The sequence below is a fragment of the Pseudomonadota bacterium genome (assembly GCA_041395565.1).
Taxonomy (GTDB): Bacteria; Pseudomonadota; Gammaproteobacteria; order UBA9214; family UBA9214; genus UBA9214.
Genome location: JAWLAI010000002.1, coordinates 339,909 through 358,740, shown reverse-complemented (window position 1 = coordinate 358,740; position 18,832 = coordinate 339,909). Strand labels below are relative to the sequence as shown.

19 protein-coding genes are annotated in these 18,832 nt (G+C 64.1%); 15 read left to right on the top strand and 4 right to left on the bottom strand.

Annotation, left to right across the window (positions count from 1 at the left end; genetic code table 11):
- Positions 1-20: 20 nt before the first annotated feature.
- Complete coding sequence (locus tag R3F42_01750; protein ID MEZ5540749.1) at positions 21-1,439, bottom strand: acetyl-CoA carboxylase biotin carboxylase subunit; 1,419 nt, start codon at positions 1,437-1,439, stop codon at positions 21-23.
- A gap of 180 nt (positions 1,440-1,619) precedes the next feature.
- Between R3F42_01750 and R3F42_01745 the strand changes: the two genes are divergently transcribed.
- The 15 genes from R3F42_01745 to R3F42_01675 all read left to right on the top strand — a co-directional run bounded on the left by R3F42_01745 (position 1,620) and on the right by R3F42_01675 (position 14,431).
- A complete protein-coding gene (locus tag R3F42_01745; GenBank protein ID MEZ5540748.1) occupies positions 1,620-2,132 on the top strand; it encodes a YceD family protein in 513 nt (170 codons plus the stop codon).
- 15 nt (positions 2,133-2,147) lie between these two features.
- Positions 2,148-2,327: a 50S ribosomal protein L32 gene (rpmF, locus tag R3F42_01740; GenBank protein MEZ5540747.1), complete on the top strand. Its 180-nt coding sequence runs from the start codon at positions 2,148-2,150 to the stop codon at positions 2,325-2,327.
- Positions 2,328-2,439: 112 nt separating this feature from the next.
- A complete protein-coding gene (gene plsX / locus R3F42_01735) occupies positions 2,440-3,471 on the top strand; it encodes a phosphate acyltransferase PlsX (GenBank protein ID MEZ5540746.1) in 1,032 nt (343 codons plus the stop codon).
- Positions 3,468-4,436, top strand: a complete 969-nt coding sequence (locus tag R3F42_01730; protein ID MEZ5540745.1) for a beta-ketoacyl-ACP synthase III — start codon at positions 3,468-3,470, stop codon at positions 4,434-4,436. The genes plsX and R3F42_01730 overlap by 4 nt, the downstream gene beginning before the upstream one ends.
- A gap of 166 nt (positions 4,437-4,602) precedes the next feature.
- Positions 4,603-5,562, top strand: coding sequence for an ACP S-malonyltransferase (gene fabD, locus R3F42_01725; GenBank protein ID MEZ5540744.1), 960 nt, complete (start codon positions 4,603-4,605; stop codon positions 5,560-5,562).
- Between the two features lie 33 nt (positions 5,563-5,595).
- Positions 5,596-6,339: a 3-oxoacyl-ACP reductase FabG gene (gene fabG, locus R3F42_01720; GenBank protein ID MEZ5540743.1), complete on the top strand. Its 744-nt coding sequence runs from the start codon at positions 5,596-5,598 to the stop codon at positions 6,337-6,339.
- A 209-nt stretch (positions 6,340-6,548) separates the two neighbouring features.
- Positions 6,549-6,785 carry an acyl carrier protein gene (acpP, locus tag R3F42_01715; GenBank protein MEZ5540742.1) on the top strand — a complete coding sequence of 79 codons (237 nt, stop codon included), beginning with the start codon at positions 6,549-6,551 and terminating at the stop codon, positions 6,783-6,785.
- Positions 6,786-6,876: 91 nt separating this feature from the next.
- Positions 6,877-8,118: a beta-ketoacyl-ACP synthase II gene (gene fabF, locus R3F42_01710; protein MEZ5540741.1), complete on the top strand. Its 1,242-nt coding sequence runs from the start codon at positions 6,877-6,879 to the stop codon at positions 8,116-8,118.
- A 79-nt stretch (positions 8,119-8,197) separates the two neighbouring features.
- Entirely contained in the window at positions 8,198-9,550 is a 1,353-nt protein-coding gene (locus R3F42_01705) for an aminodeoxychorismate synthase component I (GenBank protein ID MEZ5540740.1), read from the top strand.
- Positions 9,547-10,383: an aminodeoxychorismate lyase gene (gene pabC, locus R3F42_01700; protein MEZ5540739.1), complete on the top strand. Its 837-nt coding sequence runs from the start codon at positions 9,547-9,549 to the stop codon at positions 10,381-10,383. Before R3F42_01705 ends, pabC begins: the two co-directional genes overlap by 4 nt.
- Positions 10,384-10,393: 10 nt before the next feature.
- Positions 10,394-11,461: an endolytic transglycosylase MltG gene (gene mltG, locus R3F42_01695; protein ID MEZ5540738.1), complete on the top strand. Its 1,068-nt coding sequence runs from the start codon at positions 10,394-10,396 to the stop codon at positions 11,459-11,461.
- Entirely contained in the window at positions 11,458-12,069 is a 612-nt protein-coding gene (tmk, locus tag R3F42_01690; GenBank protein MEZ5540737.1) for a dTMP kinase, read from the top strand. The genes mltG and tmk overlap by 4 nt, the downstream gene beginning before the upstream one ends.
- Before the next feature lie 145 nt (positions 12,070-12,214).
- Complete coding sequence (locus R3F42_01685; GenBank protein MEZ5540736.1) at positions 12,215-13,192, top strand: DNA polymerase III subunit delta'; 978 nt, start codon at positions 12,215-12,217, stop codon at positions 13,190-13,192.
- Between the two features lie 19 nt (positions 13,193-13,211).
- Positions 13,212-13,565, top strand: a complete 354-nt coding sequence (locus R3F42_01680) for a PilZ domain-containing protein (GenBank protein MEZ5540735.1) — start codon at positions 13,212-13,214, stop codon at positions 13,563-13,565.
- Positions 13,566-13,648: 83 nt separating this feature from the next.
- Positions 13,649-14,431, top strand: a complete 783-nt coding sequence (locus R3F42_01675; GenBank protein MEZ5540734.1) for a TatD family hydrolase — start codon at positions 13,649-13,651, stop codon at positions 14,429-14,431.
- 22 nt (positions 14,432-14,453) lie between these two features.
- Here the strand turns inward: R3F42_01675 and R3F42_01670 are convergent, their stop codons facing one another.
- Genes R3F42_01670 through R3F42_01660 form a run of 3 tightly spaced genes read right to left on the bottom strand, consistent with a single transcriptional unit; the run spans position 14,454 to position 18,733 of the window.
- The gene (locus tag R3F42_01670; GenBank protein ID MEZ5540733.1) at positions 14,454-14,843 is read right to left on the bottom strand and encodes an acyl-CoA thioesterase; all 390 of its coding nucleotides are present in this window, start codon (positions 14,841-14,843) and stop codon (positions 14,454-14,456) included.
- Positions 14,844-14,872: 29 nt separating this feature from the next.
- A complete protein-coding gene (locus tag R3F42_01665) occupies positions 14,873-16,678 on the bottom strand; it encodes a long-chain fatty acid--CoA ligase (protein ID MEZ5540732.1) in 1,806 nt (601 codons plus the stop codon).
- A 12-nt stretch (positions 16,679-16,690) separates the two neighbouring features.
- The gene (locus R3F42_01660; protein MEZ5540731.1) at positions 16,691-18,733 is read right to left on the bottom strand and encodes a 3-hydroxyacyl-CoA dehydrogenase NAD-binding domain-containing protein; all 2,043 of its coding nucleotides are present in this window, start codon (positions 18,731-18,733) and stop codon (positions 16,691-16,693) included.
- Positions 18,734-18,832 lie beyond the last annotated feature (99 nt).

Here is an 18,832-nt window from a genome sequence, read left to right as displayed (position 1 = left end):
GGACTTCCTGCTGCGTCGGGTTACAGGCCCAGATGGGCGGACAGGGCGGCAGTGATCGCGGCGCTCAGTTCGCGGTTGGGCCGGCTGGTGGTGTAGCCTACCAGCTCGGGATGATCCTCAACAAATCCGGTATCGAAGCGGCCAGAGCGGAACCCGGGTACCTTGAGGATTTCCATGTAGTACGGGATGGTGGTCCGGACGCCGTAGACCCCGGTATCGCGCAGGGCCCGGCTGGCACGGTTGAGGAGGCCTTCCCAGGTCAGCGCCCATACGGTGAGTTTCGCGCACATGGAATCGTAGTGCGGCGGGATCTGGTAGCCGGTGTAGATCGCGGCATCGGTACGGACGCCGGGGCCGCCCGGGGCGAAGTAGCGTGTGATGCGGCCGAAACTGGGCAGAAAATCGTTCTTCGGGTCCTCGGCGTTGATGCGCAGCTCCATGGCGAAGCCGCGGCGCCCGATCTGCTCCTGCAAGTAGGTCAGCGGCAGTCCGCTGGCGATGCGGATCTGTTCCTGCACGATATCTATGCCGGTAATGGCCTCGCTTACCGTGTGCTCGACCTGCAGACGGGTGTTCATCTCCATGAAGTAGAATTGCCCATCGGGTGCGAGCAGGAATTCCACCGTGCCGGCGTTTTCGTAGTTGACGGCCTGTGCGGCGCGCACCGCCATCTTGCCCAGCCACTGGCGCTGGGTATCGTCGAGCTGCGGCGACGGGGCGATCTCTATCAGCTTCTGGTGGCGGCGCTGGATCGAGCAGTCGCGTTCGAACAGGTGTACGACGTTGCCATGCCGGTCAGCCAGGATCTGCACCTCGATGTGGCGCGGCCGCTCGATGCATTTCTCCATGAATATCTCGGCCGAGCCGAAGGCCTTGCTGGCCTCCGAAAGCACCCGTTCGTAGTTGCGACGCAGCTGGGTTTCATTGTCGCAGCGCCGGATCCCGCGGCCGCCGCCGCCCGACGTCGCCTTGAGCATGACGGGATAGCCGATCTCCGCGGCCAGGATCACGGCCTCGTCGACGTTGGCGAGGTTGCCGTCGCTGCCGGGGATCACCGGAATGCCAGCCGCCTGCATGGCATGGCGCGCGGCGACCTTGTCGCCCATCTGCCTGATCACGGCGGCATCCGGCCCGATGAACCTGATGTTGCGTGACTGGCAGATTTCCGCCAGCAGCGGGTTTTCCGAGAGGAAGCCGTAACCGGGGTGGACCGCGTCGCACCCGGTCGCGATCGCGAGATTGACGATGCGGTGGGCGTTGAGGTAGCCGGCGATGGATTCCGGCCCGATGTTGTAGGCCTCGTCAGCCTTTTTCACGTGCAGGGCGTGGCTGTCCGCATCGGCATAGATCGCCACGGAGGTGATCCCGGCCTCTGCGCAGGCCCGTATGATGCGCACGGCAATTTCGCCACGGTTGGCTATCAGGATTTTCTTGAGCAAGTCGTGATCCCGGTCGAGTGGGGGCGGCCCGTCTGCTGCGGCTGCCGGTGTCCCGCCTAAGTACGGAATTTCCCTGCGGCTGTCAATAGCGGGCAGGCGCCGGCCGTACCCGGAACTTGCCGATTTTTCAGGGTTTTTCCTTTGACAGTGGTGACCGGTTCCGGGTAGTATTCGCGGGTTATGATTGACCACTTGCCCGAGCGCCTCGACCTGCTCGCGACAGCCGATGCGGGGCGGGTACTGCAAGGCCGCCTGCCGCTGGCCAGTATGGAACGGGTCGTGCCGCTGCTGAGTTCGAGTGCGGGGACTCTGCAGGTGAGTCTCGAGCTGGGCAAGGATCCCGACGGGACGCGATATCTGGCCGGAACCGTACACGGTACCGTGGAGCTGCAGTGCCAGCGCTGCCTGGAGCCGTTCGAGCTATTGCTGGATCTGGCGTTCCGGCTTGGGATCGTGCGCGATACGGAGGCGGCGGCCCGGCTGCACGCGCGTTACGAACCGCTGGTCGTCGGCGCCGAGCCGGTCCGTATCGCCGATATCGTTGCGGACGAGGTGCTGCTCGCCTTGCCGCTGGTGCCCGCGCATGTCGAGGATGCGCAGTGCAATGAATTTGTGAAAGCCTACCGACCGCCCGAGCACGACTTGCGTGACAGTCCGTTTGCCGTGCTGGCGGGATTGAAACAGAAGCAGTAGTAGAGGAGTGAGACTATGGCCGTTCAGCAAAACCGCAAGACACCGTCGAAGCGTGGCATGCGCCGCGCCCACGACCGGCTGACTGCACGGGCGCTGTCCATCGAACCGACCACGGGCGAGACACATCTGCGCCATCACATCAGTGCCGACGGTTTCTACCGCGGCCGCAAGGTCATCGCCAAAGACCAGGCCTGATCGGCCTGTCCATGCATGAGCACGGCGGGTGTCCGGACGGGTGTTGCCAAGCCCGGCCCGGCGTCCGATCCGGCTGTGTGTGCAGGGCTGAAATCCGCCGGCCGTTCCTGACATGACGAGTCCGCTGACGATTGCGCTGGACGCCATGGGTGGCGATATCGGCTGTGGCGTCGTGGTGCCGGCGGCCATGCTGGCGCTGGAGCAGCACAGCGACATCAATATCATCCTGGTTGGCGACAGTGCGATCCTGCAGGCTGCCCTGCAGCGGGCGGGCGGAGCGGACAACCCGCGCCTGCGCGTCGCGCATGCCAGCCAGTGCGTCGACATGGACGAGTTGCCGTCCCATGCCCTGCGCAACAAGAAGGATTCCTCCATGCGGGTCGCAATCAACCTGGTCAAGGAGGGGGGTGCGCACGCCTGTGTCAGCGCGGGCAATACCGGTGCACTCATGGCCACCGCGCGTTTCGTGCTGAAGATGCTGCCCGGCATCGACCGCCCGGCCATCTGCACCGCGCTGCCGACACAGCGCACGCATACCTGGATGCTGGACCTTGGCGCCAATGTCGACTGCGATGCGGAGCACCTGTTCCAGTTTGCCCTGATGGGCTCGGTGCTGGCACAGTCGGTGGACGGCAACGAGCGTCCCGCCATCGGTGTGCTCAACATCGGCGAGGAGGAGATCAAGGGCAACGAACAGGTCAAGCAAGCCGCGAAACTGATCGCCGGCAGTCACCTGAACTACATCGGCTACGCCGAGGGCGACGATATTTACCGTGGCAGCTTCGATGTCATCGTCTGCGATGGCTTCGTCGGCAATATCGCGCTCAAGACTAGCGAGGGCGTGGCGCAGATGATCGCCACGTTCATTAAGCAGGAATTCACCCGCAATGTTCTGACACGCCTGGCCGCGCTGGTGGCCATGCCCGTGCTCAGGGCATTCCGCCGCCGCATCGATCCGCGCCGCTACAACGGTGCCAGTCTGCTGGGTCTGAACGGCATTGTCATCAAGAGCCATGGCGGCGCGGATGCGCTGGCCTTCGCCAATGCCGTCAAGGTGGCGGTTATCGCGGCGCGCGAACAGGTGCCGGAGCGCATCCGGCTGCAGCTCGAAGCCTGGCGCGCCGGCCGGCAGGAAGCGGTATGAAATACTCGCGCATCACGGGCACCGGTGGCTACCTGCCGGAAAAGACCCTGACCAACCATGACCTGGAAAAGATCATGGACACCTCGGACAGCTGGATCCGCGAGCGTACCGGGATCTACAAGCGCCACATCGCGGCCGGTGACGAGACTACCTGCGACCTGGCCGAGATCGCGTCGACACGCGCCATGGAGGCGGCCGGCAAGACCCCGCGCCAGATCGATCTCATCGTGTTCGCCACGACCACACCGGACCGCGTGTTCCCGAGCACCGCCTGCCTGCTGCAGCAGCGCCTCGATATCCATGGCACTGCCGCCTTCGACATCCAGGCGGTCTGCACGGGTTTCGTCTACGCGCTGGGCGTGGCCGACAAGTTCATCAAGACAGGCGCCGCGAAATGCGCGCTGGTCGTGGGTGCCGAGACCCTGTCACGCATCGTCAACTGGAACGATCGCAGTACCGCAATCCTGTTTGGCGACGGTGCCGGTGCCGTGGTGCTGGAGGCCAGCGACGAACCCGGTCTCCTGTCAACCCACCTGCATGCGGACGGCAGTTACGAACATCTGCTCACGGTACCCAGCGGCATTTCCCAGGGTTACGAACACGTGCAGGCAGGCGAGGCCTACGTGCAGATGCAGGGCAACGAAGTGTTCAAGATGGCCGTGAACACGCTCGGCCGCATCGTCGACGAGACACTGGCGGCGAATGACATGCAGAAATCCGACGTCGACTGGCTTATTCCGCACCAGGCGAACATCCGGATTATCCAGGCGACCGCCAAGAAGCTGAAAATGTCGATGGATCATGTGGTGGTCACGGTTGACGAACATGGCAACACCTCTGCGGCCTCGGTGCCGCTGGCGCTGGACGTCGCGGTGCGCGACGGCCGTATCAAGCGTGGCGAGGTGCTGCTGATGGAGGCCTTCGGCGGCGGCTTCACCTGGGGCTCGGCACTGGTCCGGTACTGACCCGGGCAGGCGGACTGCCGGCGCGCCGCGCTGCCCCGGTAATGTGAAATTTTGACGATGTTGCGCTACATTTCTGCCGTTGCGCTCGCGGGCCGGGAGCGCCGGACGGCAGGATCAAAACGACAGCTGGTGCCGCTATGCCCGGCGCAGCAAAACAGGTAATCCCATGAACATATCAGAAACTGGCGTGACGCTGGCCATGGTCTTTCCCGGGCAGGGCTCACAATCCGTCGGTATGCTGGCTGAGCTGGCTTCGGCCTATCCGCAGGTCGGCGAGACCTTCGAGGCGGCCAGCGATGTCCTCGGCTACGACCTCTGGGCGCTGGTCCAGGAAGGACCGGAAGCGCAGCTCAACCAGACAGACCATACCCAGCCGGCGATGCTTGCGGCGGGCGTTTCGGTCTGGCGTGTATGGCAGAGTCGCGCCGGGACGCAACCGGCCATGATGGCAGGTCACAGCCTGGGTGAATACACGGCGCTGGTTTGTGCCGGCGCACTGGAATACTCGGATGCCGTCGCCCTGGTCGCCGAGCGCGGCCGCTGCATGCAGCACGCGGTTCCGTCCGGCGTGGGGGCCATGGCGGCGATTCTGGGTCTCGATGACGATGTCGTGGCCGGTGTCTGCACTGCCGCGGCAGCCGGCGAGGTGGTCAGCCCGGTCAACTTCAATTCGCCCGGCCAGGTGGTCATCGCCGGCCATGCCGGTGCCGTCGAGCGCGCGGTGACCGCGGCGAAAGCGGCCGGTGCCAAGCGCGCGGTCATCCTGCCGGTCAGCGTGCCTTCGCACTGCGCGCTCATGGAACCGGCAGCTGAGGAATTCGCGGCGCGCCTGGATGCCGCCAGCATCGTTACGCCACGTATCCCGGTCATTCAGAATGTCGATGCGAGTCCCCACAGCGAGCCGGATGTCATCCGCGCGAACTTGCGGCACCAGCTCTACAGCCCGGTGCAATGGGTCCGGACGGTGCAGGCCATGGCCGCAGACGGCATCACGCGTATCATCGAGGCCGGCCCCGGCAAGGTGTTGGCGGGTCTCAACAAGCGCATCGCGAAGACGGTCAGCACCGAGACCGTGCAGGATCCGGCCTCGCTGGATGCCGCCCTGGTCGGCGCCGACGGCCGGTAACAGTCAGCATTAGATTCAAGGTGGAGAGCAGCCATGTCATTTGAAAACCAGATCGCACTCGTGACCGGGGCCAGCCGTGGCATCGGCAAGGCCATCGCGGAGATACTGGGACGACGCGGGGCAACCGTGATCGGGACCGCGACCTCGGCGCAGGGCGCACAGGCGATTTCCGCGGCACTGTCCGCTGCCGGGATCAGGGGGGAAGGCATGGTGCTGGACGTGAGCGATTCCGATTCGATCGCGACATTCATCAAGGCCGTGACGGAGAATTACGGTACCCCGGCCATACTCGTCAACAATGCGGGTATCACGCGCGACAATCTCTTGATGCGGATGAAGGACGAGGAATGGGATGAGGTGATCGAGACCAATCTCACATCCGCATTCCGCATGTGCCGCGCCTGTCTGAAGGGTATGATGAAGGCGCGTTTCGGTCGTATCATCATGATCTCGTCGGTGATCGGTGCGACCGGCAATCCAGGCCAGGCCAATTATGCGGCGACCAAGGCCGGCGTGATCGGATTCGCCAAATCACTGGCACGCGAGATCGGTTCGCGCGGCATCACGGTCAACGCCGTCGCGCCCGGATTCATCGATACCGACATGACACGGGCACTGCCGGAAGAACAGCGTGCCGCATTGCTGGGCCAGATCCCGCTCGGGCGGCTCGGAGACGTGACCGACATCGCCAACACCGTGGCGTTTCTCGCTTCCAGCGACGCCGGTTATATCACCGGCGAGACAATTCACGTCAACGGCGGCATGTACATGCACTGATCTGCGCCTTGTTCGGATCGAGGACATTAAACATCTGTTAAATAAATAAAAATAATCAGCACGCGCGGCGCCGCGCAGAACCGCCGCCGTGCCCACGCAAGTGCCTGTAATGGCAGGGGGGCCGCGACTTGTAACTAGCGGCGGCCATTCACTACAATACTTCGCGCGGCCGCGGCTGCGCTCCATAAAACAGAGAGGAACCACCTGAAATGAGCACGATTGATGAACGCGTCAAGAAGATTGTCGTTGAGCAGTTGGGCGTAAAGGAAGAAGAAGTCAACGCGAACTCTTCGTTTGTCGACGACCTTGGCGCGGATTCTCTGGATACCGTCGAGCTGGTCATGGCGCTGGAAGAGGAATTCGAGTGCGAGATTCCCGACGAGGAGGCCGAAAAGATCACTACAGTTCAGCAGGCGATTGACTACGTTAACGCTCACCTGGGCTAAGCATTTCCATGAGCATGCCGGCCGCACCGTCGCGACGGGTGCGGCCTTTTGTTTTATTGTGGAGCCAAACAGGCGTTAGTGGAGTCGAACTGTGTCCAAGAGACGCGTGGTAGTAACCGGTCTGGGGATCATTTCACCTGTTGGAAACAGCGTCGCGGACGCCTGGGACAACATCCGTGCCGGCAGGAGTGGCATCGGTCCCATCACGAACTTCGATGCGGCCGATTTCCCGGTGCGATTTGCCGGCGAGATCCGCGACTTCGACGTGACGCAGTACATCAACAGCAAGGACGCGCGCCGCATGGGTGCGTTCATCCACTACGGCATTGCCGCCGCTGTCCAGGCCATCAGTGATGCCGGCATAGAGATCACGCCGGACAACGCCGCGCGTGCGGGCGTAGCCATCGGTTCCGGCATCGGCGGGCTGCATGGCATCGAGGTCGCCTACCAGAATTACCTTGATGGCGGTCCGCGCAAGATCTCGCCGTTCTTCGTGCCCGGCAACATCATCAACATGATCGCCGGCAACCTTTCCATCATGTACGGCATGAAGGGACCCAACATCGCCATCGTCACGGCCTGTACGTCCTCCACACACAACATCGGCGTGGCCGCGCGGACCATTGCCTACGGCGATGCAGACATCATGGTCGCAGGTGGTGCGGAGATGACCACCTGTCCCACCGGAATCGGCGGCTTCGCCGCGGCGCGCGCGTTGTCCACCCGCAATGACGATCCGACGGCAGCAAGCCGCCCCTGGGACCGCGACCGCGACGGTTTCGTGTTGAGTGACGGTGCCGGCATCCTGCTGCTCGAGGAATACGAACATGCACGCCGGCGCGGCGCCGACATCTACTGCGAGATCGTCGGTTTCGGTATGAGCGGCGACGCCTTCCACATGACCCAGCCCTCGGAAGGCGGCGAGGGACCGGCCCAGTGCATGGATGCCGCCTTGCGCGATGCCGGTATCAGCCACGACGCGGTCGACTACATCAACGCGCACGGCACTTCGACACCGGCGGGTGACGTGGCGGAAACGCTTGCCATCAAGCGCGCCTTCGGTGCCAGCGCCGGGAAAGTGGCGATCAGTTCGACCAAATCGATGACAGGCCATCTGCTCGGTGCCGCCGGCGGCGTGGAGGCGGTGTTCACGGTAATGGCCTTACGCGACCAGGTGGCGCCGCCCACCATCAACCTCGAGCATCCGGATCCTGCCTGCGATCTCGACTACGTGCCGCATACGGCACGGGACATGGTAATCAACATCGCCCTGTCGAATTCTTTCGGCTTCGGGGGCACCAACGGTACCCTGGTATTTCGCCACCTCGGATAATCGCACCCGGGCAGGGACGCCTGCCCGCAATTGTCCAGCTGTCCTGCGTCGGGACAGGCTGAGGGCAGCGGATGCACAGATGGCCGCACTCATCACAGAGGCTGGAACGGTACTGACGCTGCTGGCCCTGCACCGCTCGAATCCGGTGCGCTATCCCTACCTGCTCCAGAGCTCGGCAGGGGGCCGCTACGACATCCTGTTCGCCTGTCCCGGACAGAGTCTGGTGCTGGACGCAAACGGCCAGCTGGATGCTCCGGAGCCGGCAGGCACGACAGATTTTCTGTCGGCGCTGGATGGCTGGTGGCTGCGCGAACAGGCGGCTGACGCAGACACGGAACTGCCGTTTAGGGGGGGCTGGTTTCTCTACCTGGGCTACGAGCTCGCCGGCCAGATCGAACCACGCCTGCAGCAGCCGGCTGCCGCAGCGCCGCTGCCGGTGGCGTTTGCCACCCGCATGCCGGGCGGGATCGTGCACGATCATGCCACCGGACGTACCGTGATCATCGCCGAATCCGGGCGCCGGGACTTGCTGGAGACCATGCGCCGGGATATCGAACGCGTTGCGCTGACTGCGCCGGCCTCGATGCGCGCTGTCGCTCTGGCGGGGATCGAGGAAGATGATCCGCAGCAATACCTCGATGCCGTGGCGCGCATCCACGACTACATCGTCGCGGGCGATGTCTTCCAGGTCAATCTGTCGCGGGCATGGTATACCAGTCTGCGGGATGCAGTTCCCCCGGATGTCCTCTACAGTAATCTGTGTATCCAGAATCCCGCGCCGTTCGGCGGTTTGGCTGTCTGGAACGATGCCGCCATCATCAGTTCCTCGCCGGAGCGGCTGGTCAGGGTGGCGGGCGGCTGCGTGGAAACGCGTCCCATCGCCGGTACCCGGCCGCGCGGCGCGGGAGCGGCGGCGGATGCGGCCAGCTCCGGCGAGTTGCTCGCGCATCCCAAGGAGCGTGCCGAACACATCATGCTCATCGACCTGGAACGCAATGACCTCGGCCGGATCTGCGTGCCCGGAAGCATCGAGGTCAACGAACTCATGGCACTGGAAACCTATGCACATGTGCACCATATTGTTTCCAATGTGCGCGGACGCCTGCGCTCCGGGATCCGTCCCGGGCAGGTGCTGCGCGCTGTCTTTCCCGGTGGCACCATTACAGGATGTCCCAAGGTGCGTTGCATGGAGATCATCGCGGAACTCGAGTGCCGGCCGCGTGGTGCCTACACCGGTTCGATGGGCTACCTGAATCTTGATGGCAGCATGGATATGAATATCCTCATTCGCACCATGGTCAGCCACGGCCGCCGGATCGAACTGCGGGCGGGCGCCGGTATCGTGGCGGACTCGGATGCCCATGCCGAACTCGCGGAAACACGCGCCAAGGCCCGTGGTCTGCTGCGTGCGTTGGGGTTGCACGAGGCATGAGCGCAGCGGTGCTAAGGGTCCTGGTCAACGGCGCGGCCGGCGACTGCCTGTCGACCCGGGACCGCGGGTTGTTGTACGGCGACGGCCTGTTCGAGACAATGGCCGTTCGTGACGGGATACCCCGGCACTGGTCACGTCACCTGGAGCGCTTGCAGCTTGGCTGCGCCCGTCTCGGCATCGCGCCGCCCGCTGCGGCTCTGCTGCGGGAAGAGGCCGCGGTACTGTGCCGGGATGCCGCGCGTGCCGTACTCAAGATACTGGTTACCCGGGGCACGGGCGGGCGCGGCTACCGGCCGGATCCGGCAGCCGTACCGACACGGATCCTGCAGCTGCATCCGTATCCGGACTGGCCGGCAGATTACGCGCAACAGGGTGTGTGCGTACGCATCTGCAGTGAGCGGCTGGCCCGCAATCCGCGGCTGGCCGGGATCAAGCACCTCAACCGCCTCGAGCAGGTGCTGGCGCGCGCCGAATGGGATGATCCTGCCATCGCGGAGGGTCTGATGCAGGATGCGCGCGGCAATATCGTGGAAGGCACGATGAGCAATATCCTAATGCTCAGGGACGAGGTGCTGTCCACCCCCGATCTCACGCACTGCGGGGTGGCGGGCGTCACGCGTGCGCTGATCCTGGAACTGGCCGCGCAGGCAGGGATCCCGGTGCGGATCCGCGACATCCCGCTGGCGGAACTGGACACAGCGGACGAGGTGATGCTGTGCAACAGCCTGATCGGCATCTGGCCTGTGACCCGGATTGCAGAGCGCTGCTATCCGGCTGGTAGAATAGCGCCGTACCTGCAGGCACTGCTGCAGGCTCAACCAGACGAATCGTGATGACCGGTCGATGAACGAACAAGCCTGTCCCCGCTGCAAACACCGGTTCCTGCAACTGCTGGTTGTGCTGGTCGTATTCGCACTCGGCACAATCGGTGTGATCTACAGCCGTTACCAGCACTTCAGCCAGACACCGATCACCCTGCCACAGGACCCCTACATCTTCACCGTCAGCGAAGGCACCTCGCTCGGGCTGTTGGCCCGGCGGCTGCACGCAGCGGGTATCATCCGTTACCCGCGTTTTTTCATTCAGCTCGGTCGCCGGCTCGACGCGGCGCGTCACCTCAAGGTAGGCGAATATACCCTCACCGGTGACCTGACCCCGACGGCCCTGCTCGAGCTGATGACCGAAGGTCGGGTGTTGCAGTACGGCCTGACGCTGATCGAGGGGCAGACCTTTACCGAGATGCTGGCGCGCGTCGCGGCGCATCCCAGCCTGCAGCATACGCTGACTGGCCTGGATACGACGGCCATCATGGAGCGCATCGGACATCCAGGTGAGCAGCCGGAAGGGCGTTTCCTCGCCGACACCTATCACTTTCCGCGCAATACGACCGACGTGGAATTCCTGCGGCGGGCGTGGGATGCCATGGAGGCTTACCTGCAGCGCGCCTGGGAACAACGCGCGGAGGGACTGCCCCTGGCGAGTCCCTACGAAGCGTTGATCCTGGCCTCCATAGTGGAAAAGGAAACCGGATTGGCAGAGGAGCGTGCCCGGATTGCCGGTGTCTTTCTTCGCCGTCTGCAGAAGGGCATGAAGCTGCAGACCGATCCGACCGTGATCTACGGTATGGGCCAGCACTTCGACGGCAACCTGCGCCGTGCCGATCTGATGCGTGATACACCCTACAACACCTATATGCGCGACGGCCTGCCGCCCACGCCCATCGCCATGCCCGGCAGGGAGGCGATCGATGCCGTGCTGCATCCGGCTGCAGGAGACAGTCTCTACTTCGTCGCCAGGGGGGGCGGCAGTCACTATTTTTCCAGCACCCTGGACGAGCACAACCGTGCGGTGGACAAGTATCAGCGCGGCAAATCAGGCATTGATCTGCCCGGCGAGGAAGACGCGCAGTGACCGGAAAATTCATTACCGTCGAAGGCATCGAGGGGGTTGGCAAGAGCACCAACATGGATTTCATCCGCCAGCAGCTGCAGGCTGCGGGCAAGGATGTCGTGGTCACGCGCGAGCCGGGTGGAACCCCGCTGGCCGAGGCGATCCGGGAACTGCTGCTCGATCCTGCCCATACCGGTATGGATACCCTGTGCGAGCTGCAGCTGGTGTTCGCCGCGCGTGCCGAGCACCTGGCGAAAGTGATCCGGCCGGCACTGGCGGCCGGCCGCTGGGTGCTGTGCGACCGCTTCACCGATGCCACCTATGCCTATCAGGGCGGCGGGCGCGGCGTGGATGCTGCGGTCATCGCCCGGCTGGAGGACCTGGTGCAGGGCGGCTTCCGCCCTGATCTCACCCTGTTGCTCGACCTGCCTGTTGCCACCGGACTGGCACGCATCAGCGCTCGCGGCGCGCCGGACCGCTTCGAGCGCGAACGGGTGGAATTCTTCGAGCGGGTACGCCAGGCCTACCTGGAACTGGCCCGCAGGCATCCCGGTCGCTACCGTGTCATCGATGCCAGTCAGCCGCTGGCGGGTGTGCAGCAGTTGATCAGGGAATGCCTGCCGCTTTGAGTAGTGCCCCGAAGCATGGCGACCACCGGGCCGGCTGCGCGGGACCGGGGTGTGCCCACCGGCTGCCGGGGCGCTGTCCGACATCCTGCCTGGCCGGCCTGTGTCAGGCTGCCCCCTGGGCCGTACCCGGAGCGCCGGCGTGGATATGCTGAGCCCGTATCCCTGGCTGGAATCCCGCCTGCAGCAGCTGCTGGGGGTGATCGCCCGTGGCAGGTTGCCGCACGGTCTGCTGGTGTGTGGGCAGCCCGGGGTGGGTAAGACGGCCCTTGCCCGTACACTCGCGGCATTGCTGCTGTGCGAACGGCGTGCGGAGGGAGCCGCGGCCTGCGGCGCCTGTCCCGGCTGCCAGCAGTTCGGCGCCGGCAGTCATCCGGATTTTTTCATGATTGCCCCGGAAGAGGGCGCCCAGGCCATCAAGGTGGACCAGGTGCGCGGGCTGGCGGAAAAGCTTGCGCTGTCCAGCCATCGCGCCGGCTACAAGGTCGCGATCGTGGCACCGGCGGAGGCCATGAACATCAATGCATCCAACAGCTTGTTAAAGACGCTGGAGGAACCATCCGATAACACGATACTGATGCTGATCAGCGCGCAGCCGGCGCGGTTGCCCGCCACCATACGCAGCCGCTGCCAGCAGGTGTTTATTCCGCCGCCGGACCCGGCGGTCGCGCAGACCTGGCTGGCCGGGCAGCTTGCAGGACAGGATCCGCAAATTTATCTGCAACTCGCTGGCGGTGCCCCACTGGAGGCGCTGCGGCTGGCCGAGGCGCGGGTCGTCGAAGCGCGGCAGGCACGGTTCCAGGCGCTGCTGGGGGTGCTCGAGGGCAGGGCGAATCCGCTGGCAGTTGCGGCTGACTGGGGCCAGGACGAGAATCTGCAGGCGGTAAAGTGGATGCGCGACTGGTTAATGGACCTGATTCGAATTCGTCTTGGCGGCAACGCCGCCGGTACGATACGCAGCCCGGACCTGGCCGAAGGGCTGAACCGGCTGGCCGGCAGATTCGACAACCGGCAGCTGTACCGGCAACTGGACAGGATCAACAGCCTGCTGCGCTACAATGACGGCAGCCTGAATCGCCAGTTGCTGGCTGAAGATATCCTGCTCGCCTGGGCGGCAGGGCAGTAACCACAGGGGAACGTCGACAATGAGCACTGGAACCTCAGCACGACAGGGCATACTCTCGCTTACCATCAAGGACAAGAGTGCGCTCTACGCTGCCTATATGCCGTTCATCAAGGGTGGCGGCCTGTTCATTCCCACCAAGAAGGAATACAAGCTGGGTGAAGAGGTGTTCATGCTGCTCACGTTGATGGACGAGCCCGAGAAACTTCCGGTTGCCGGCAAGATCGTCTGGATTACCCCGGTCGGCGCACAGGGCAACCGCGCAGCGGGTATCGGCGTGCAGTTCAGCAATCAGGACGACGGCCACGCCCGCAACAAGATCGAGGGCTTCCTGGCCGGCGCGCTCGATAGCGACCGTCCGACCCACACCATGTAAGCGGCGGCCGGCCCGGCCTGCCGGTTTGGCAGTAGCCGGCAAACCCTCTATCATTACCGCTGTCCTGCTACGCGGTTGTCCACATGCTCGTCGATTCCCATTGCCACCTGGATATGCTCGACCTGGCACCGTTTGGCGGCAGTCTCGACGGGGTGCTGACGGCAGCTCGTGCCAGCGATGTCGGGCATTTTCTCTGTGTGGCGGTCAACCTCGAGGACTTTCCGGCCATGCTGCGCATCGCCGAGTCGCATGCCGATGTGACGGCCTCGGTTGGATTGCACCCCAACGAGCGCGGCGGTCGCGAACCCAGCATCGACGATCTCGTGCAGCTGGCGCGGCACCCCCGGGTGGTCGCCATCGGCGAAACGGGGCTGGACTATTTCCGCAGTGAAGGCGATCTTGGCTGGCAGCGGGAGCGGTTCCGGCGCCACATCGCGGCGGCGCGCGAGTCCGGCAAGCCGCTGATCATTCATTCGCGCGACGCGGGCGCGGATACCATCGACATCCTCGCGGACGAACGGGCCGATGAGATCGGCGGCGTCATGCACTGTTTTACCGGCGACTGGGAGCTGGCCCGGCAGGCCATGGCACTCAATTTCCACATTTCGTTCTCGGGTATCGTCACCTTCCGCAGCGCGACCATCCTGCAGGAGGTGGCCCGCAGGCTGCCGCTGGAGCGCATGCTGGTGGAGACCGACTGTCCGTATCTCGCACCGGTGCCGCACCGCGGCAAGCCCAATCAGCCGGCCTGGGTCCGCCATACGGCGGAATGCATCGCCGGACTGCGCGGCGAGAGCTACGACACCATTGCCGCGGCCACCACTGCGAATTTCCGGACGCTGTTCCGGCCCCCGGCAGCGCTCTAGGGAAAGCGTAGCCGGGACGGCCTCAGGGCATGGGGCGGGGGCGGCGGTCCGCGTCCACCGCGACGTACGTGAGGTCCGCCTCGGTCACCAGGATGATCGCGTGCGTTTCCTGCTGGCGCTCGGCGAAGGCCTTGACGTTGACGGTTAGCGACGTCCTGCCGATGCGCGTGATCTGTGCATAGCAGCTGACGAGGTCTCCGACGAAGACCGGTTGCCTGAACGTGAACGAGTTGACCGCGACCGTGACGATGCGGCCGTTGGCGCGCCGGCGCGCAATGATACTGCCGGCGATGTCTACCTGTGCCATGAGCCAGCCGCCGAAGATGTCACCGGAGGCGTTGGTGTCCGCCGGCGTGGCCATGATACGGATCGCGAGGTGGCGATCGTCGGGAAGCAGCGTACGGTCGGGCATGCGCGTGCGGGACGGCCTGCAGCTGGCCGTCAGTGTCCCTCGTACATGGCGGCAACCGTTGCGGAGAAATGTTCCAGGATGCGGTTGCGCTTCAGCTTGAGGGTAGGCGTGATCAGGCCGTTGTCGATAGTCCAGGCATCCAGCGTGCAGCTGACGCGATAGATCTGTGCGTAGCCGGGGAAAGCGGCAAGCCTGCTCTTGATCCGTTCACATACCGCCTTTTCCAGGATCGGGTCGTTGATCGATTCTGGTGCATGCGGATCAAGCCCCAGTTCGGCGGCGAACAATTTCCACTGGCCGGGTTCCAGCACAATGATGGTGGTGAGAAACGGCCGGTTATCGCCGATCACCAGAACTTGTTCGAACAACGGATCCAGTGCGATCGCCATCTCCATGTCGGCCGGCGGCACCTTTTCGCCGTTGGCCAGCACGATGATTTCCTTCAGTCGCCCGGTGATGTAGACGTGATTGTTCTCGATTTTGGCCTTGTCGCCGGTATGAAACCAGCCATCGCCGTCGATCACCTCAGCGGTCGCCTCCGCATTGTCCCAGTATCCGAGCATGATGCAGGGTCCACGCGCGATCAGTTCGTCGTTCTCGGCGACCTTCAGTTCGAGACCGCGCAGGGGGATACCGACACTGCTGGGATCGTTGTCGTCGACCGGGTTCGCGGTGAGAATGGGACTGGTTTCAGTGAGGCCGTAACCCTGAATCAGCGGCAGTCCCAGCCCGATGAACACCCGTGCGATCTGTGGTGGCAGCGGGGCGCCCCCGGATGCGGCCATGCGCATGCGTCCGCCGAGTTTTGCCATTATCTTGCTGGCGACCAACTTGTCGAACAGGGGCCAGAGCAGGAAGCTGGGGCGCCAGCCGGCGCGATGCTGCTGATGCTCGAAACGGGCCCAGCCGATATTGACCGCGGTGTTGAACAGCCAGCTCGCAATCGGTGGTTTCTCTGCCAGTCCTGCCTGAACCTTGTTGTAGACACGCTCGTAGATGCGCGGCACCGAGATCAGCAGCGTCGGCTTCACGGTTTGCAGGTCTTCTCCCAGTTGCGGGATTGAGCGCGCATAGGCGACCGTCGCACCGACCATCATCGGGATGTAGTAGCCCACCGTACGTTCGAAGGTGTGCGACAGCGGCAGGAAGGAAAGCAGCAGGTCGTCGAACAGAATCTGTACCACATCCAGGGCGCTGTCACAGTTGAACAGGATATTCCAATGACTGAGCATGACGCCCTTGGGGCGTCCGGTGGTTCCCGAGGTGTAGACTATCGTGGCGAGCTCGCCGGGAGCGCCGTCATCGCAGCGCAGTTCTGCGTCACCGACCGGCACCCACTCGGCAATCGTACGTACCCGTGTTTCCCCGGCCGCTACCGTGACCGGCTCGATGGTCAGGATGCGCTGCAGTCCCCCCAGTTCCGCGAGTACGGTGTTAATGTTCTGCCAGTGCGCCTGGCCCTCGAGAAACAGGATCTTGCAGCCGGAGTTGTTGAGTATGTAGGCGCTGTTCTCGGGACGGTCATCGGTATAGAGCGGCACCACCACCAGGCCGCAACCCAGCGCCGCCTGCTCGAACAGTACCCATTCCCTGCAGTTGCGCAACAGGATGGCAACCCGGTCGCCGTGTTCGAGCCCCTCCGCGGCAAATGCTGACTGCCAGCGCGCAACATCGTGCGCCATGTCGGCCCACGTGTAGTCGTGCCAGCTGCCGTCGCCGTCGTGGTACTGGCGATAGGCGACCTTGTCCGGTGTGCGCCGCACCCGTTCGCGAAACAGCCCTGCCAGCGTCCGTGCCGTTTCCGCCGGTATCTTCGTCTGCGCGGAGTGGTGCATGAATGTTTCTCCCTAGGATACTGACATATGCTCCCAGCCGGGATCAGGTGCGAAGCGTTCGCCATGTTGCTGTTGCAGTTCGCGCAGCTGGCCGAGCAGCTTCTGCTTGCCGACAGTCTGGATATAGTTGATGGGGCCGCCACGAAAGGGCGCAAAGCCGGTTCCGAATATCATGCCGGCATCGAGCAGATCGGCTGCGCTGACGACATGTTCGTCAAGGCAGCTGACAGCCTCGTTCAGCAGGCGCAGTATCAGTCGGTTGCCGATTTCCTCCGCGGTCCAGCCGTTGCCGGTCGGTTTCGGCTTGACCGGACGGCCGCCTTTCCAGTGGTAGAATCCTTGCCCCGATTTCTTGCCGAGATGACCGTCGTCGACCAGTTGCACCAATTTGCCGGGAACCGCCTCGTGGAAATGACCGGCGAGGATCCTGGCTACGTGCAGGCAGATGTCCAGACCCACCGTGTCGCCGAGTTCGACCGGTCCCATCGGCATACCGAAAGCGGTGGCGGCCCGGTCGACGAGCGCCGGCGGAACGCCTTCCTGGACGAGTTCGACGGCCTCCATCAGATAGGGCATGAGGATGCGGTTGATCAGGAAGCCGGGGGTGCTGCTGACCGGCAGCGGCAACCGGTCTATCTGACGGGTGAAGGTCATGGCACGGGCGCTGACCTCCGGCGCCGTCTCCGCGCCCTGGACGATTTCGACCAGCATCATCTTGGCGACCGGATTGAAGAAATGCAGTCCGACCAGGCGTTCCGGTCGTGACAATGCAGGCGTGAGGTCTTCCAACGGGATGCTCGAGGTATTGGTGGCGAGGATGGCATCAGGCTTCATGCGCGGTTCGAGCGACTGGTACAGCGCGCGTTTAACCCCGGCATCCTCGAAGATTGCCTCGATCACGATATCGGCCTGTTCCACGCCGAGCGCCTTGTGATCCGGCATCAGCCGATCGAGCGCCGACCGCACCTGGTCGGGTTTCCTGAGCTTGTCCGCGAACAGCTTGTGTGCCCGGGCGATTGCCGGGGCGATGCGTTCGGGCGACTGGTCCTGCAGCGTGACATGGAAGCCGCGCAGCGCACACCAGGCCGCGATGTCCCCACCCATGGTGCCTGCGCCCACGACGTGCACGTGGCGTGGCTGATAGGACTTGTCCTTGCCGAGTGACTTCAGTTCTTCCTGGAGAAAGAACACGTGGACGAGGTTTCTCGCGGTATCGCCGGTGACGAGACGGGCGAGTGAGGCCGCCTCAGCTGCCAGCATGGCAGGTTTGTCATTGGCGTGCTTGCGCCACACGTCGATCATGGCGTAAGGCGCGGGATAGTGCGCGCGGGCAGCGCGCTTGGCGACCTGCCTGCGCAACAGGCCGGCCAGCAGTGGGCGCACCAACGGTGAGTTGGTGAGACGTTCGGCGAATCGCGGCTGCCGCGCCGGAGGGGATTCCAGCACGAGTTTCCGGGCTGCATCCTGCAGATGCCGTTCCGGTACCACGAGGTCGACGAACCCCATGCGCCGGCCGGCGCGACCGTCGACCGTGCGGCCGCTAAGGATCAGGTCCATCGCCTTGACAGCGCCGATCAGCGGGACCAGACGTGCGCTGCCGCCCCAGCCGGGATGAATACCGAGCCGAACCTCGGGCAGGCCCAGCCGGGTGCCGCGATCATCACGAGTAATCCGGTAACGACAGGCAAGGGCCAGTTCCAGGCCGCCGCCCAGACAGAAGCCATGGATGAGTGCCACGGTCGGGAAGGGCAGGGATTCGAGCCGGTTGAATACGGCCTGGCCGGCATGCAGCAGCTCCAGCGCCTGTTGTTCCGTCGTCACCTTGGTAAAGGCGGTAATATCGGCGCCGGCGATGAACCCGTTGGATTTCGCGGATTGCAGCACCAGGCCGCGCGGGCCGCGCGCGGCAATCGACTGCAGGTGCCGGTCGAGCTGAGCGAAGACTTCGAGATTGAGCACATTGGTGCCGCTATCGTCCTTGTCGAAGGACAGCCAGGCGATGTTGTCGGCGTCGAACTCGAGTCGGAAATGTTCCGGATCGTTGGCGTCGGTCATGAGTGATGGTCCATGTTCAGGATCGGCAGGGGAGCGGGTGATTGCCTGCGGTCTGCGGCGCGGGCAGCGTCTGCCCGTATGCGGCAATGTCCGCATGCG

Coding starts and splice junctions, on each gene's coding strand:
- R3F42_01745 (MEZ5540748.1), top strand. CDS start 1,620: ATGATTGACCACTTGCCCGAGCGCCTCGACCTGCTCGCGACAGCCGAT.
- R3F42_01660 (MEZ5540731.1), bottom strand. CDS start 18,733: ATGACCGACGCCAACGATCCGGAACATTTCCGACTCGAGTTCGACGCC.
- fabD (MEZ5540744.1), top strand. CDS start 4,603: ATGAACATATCAGAAACTGGCGTGACGCTGGCCATGGTCTTTCCCGGG.
- R3F42_01685 (MEZ5540736.1), top strand. CDS start 12,215: ATGCTGAGCCCGTATCCCTGGCTGGAATCCCGCCTGCAGCAGCTGCTG.
- mltG (MEZ5540738.1), top strand. CDS start 10,394: ATGAACGAACAAGCCTGTCCCCGCTGCAAACACCGGTTCCTGCAACTG.
- R3F42_01675 (MEZ5540734.1), top strand. CDS start 13,649: ATGCTCGTCGATTCCCATTGCCACCTGGATATGCTCGACCTGGCACCG.
- fabG (MEZ5540743.1), top strand. CDS start 5,596: ATGTCATTTGAAAACCAGATCGCACTCGTGACCGGGGCCAGCCGTGGC.
- plsX (MEZ5540746.1), top strand. CDS start 2,440: ATGACGAGTCCGCTGACGATTGCGCTGGACGCCATGGGTGGCGATATC.
- rpmF (MEZ5540747.1), top strand. CDS start 2,148: ATGGCCGTTCAGCAAAACCGCAAGACACCGTCGAAGCGTGGCATGCGC.
- R3F42_01670 (MEZ5540733.1), bottom strand. CDS start 14,843: ATGCCCGACCGTACGCTGCTTCCCGACGATCGCCACCTCGCGATCCGT.
- R3F42_01730 (MEZ5540745.1), top strand. CDS start 3,468: ATGAAATACTCGCGCATCACGGGCACCGGTGGCTACCTGCCGGAAAAG.
- pabC (MEZ5540739.1), top strand. CDS start 9,547: ATGAGCGCAGCGGTGCTAAGGGTCCTGGTCAACGGCGCGGCCGGCGAC.
- R3F42_01680 (MEZ5540735.1), top strand. CDS start 13,212: ATGAGCACTGGAACCTCAGCACGACAGGGCATACTCTCGCTTACCATC.
- R3F42_01705 (MEZ5540740.1), top strand. CDS start 8,198: ATGGCCGCACTCATCACAGAGGCTGGAACGGTACTGACGCTGCTGGCC.
- R3F42_01665 (MEZ5540732.1), bottom strand. CDS start 16,678: ATGCACCACTCCGCGCAGACGAAGATACCGGCGGAAACGGCACGGACG.
- acpP (MEZ5540742.1), top strand. CDS start 6,549: ATGAGCACGATTGATGAACGCGTCAAGAAGATTGTCGTTGAGCAGTTG.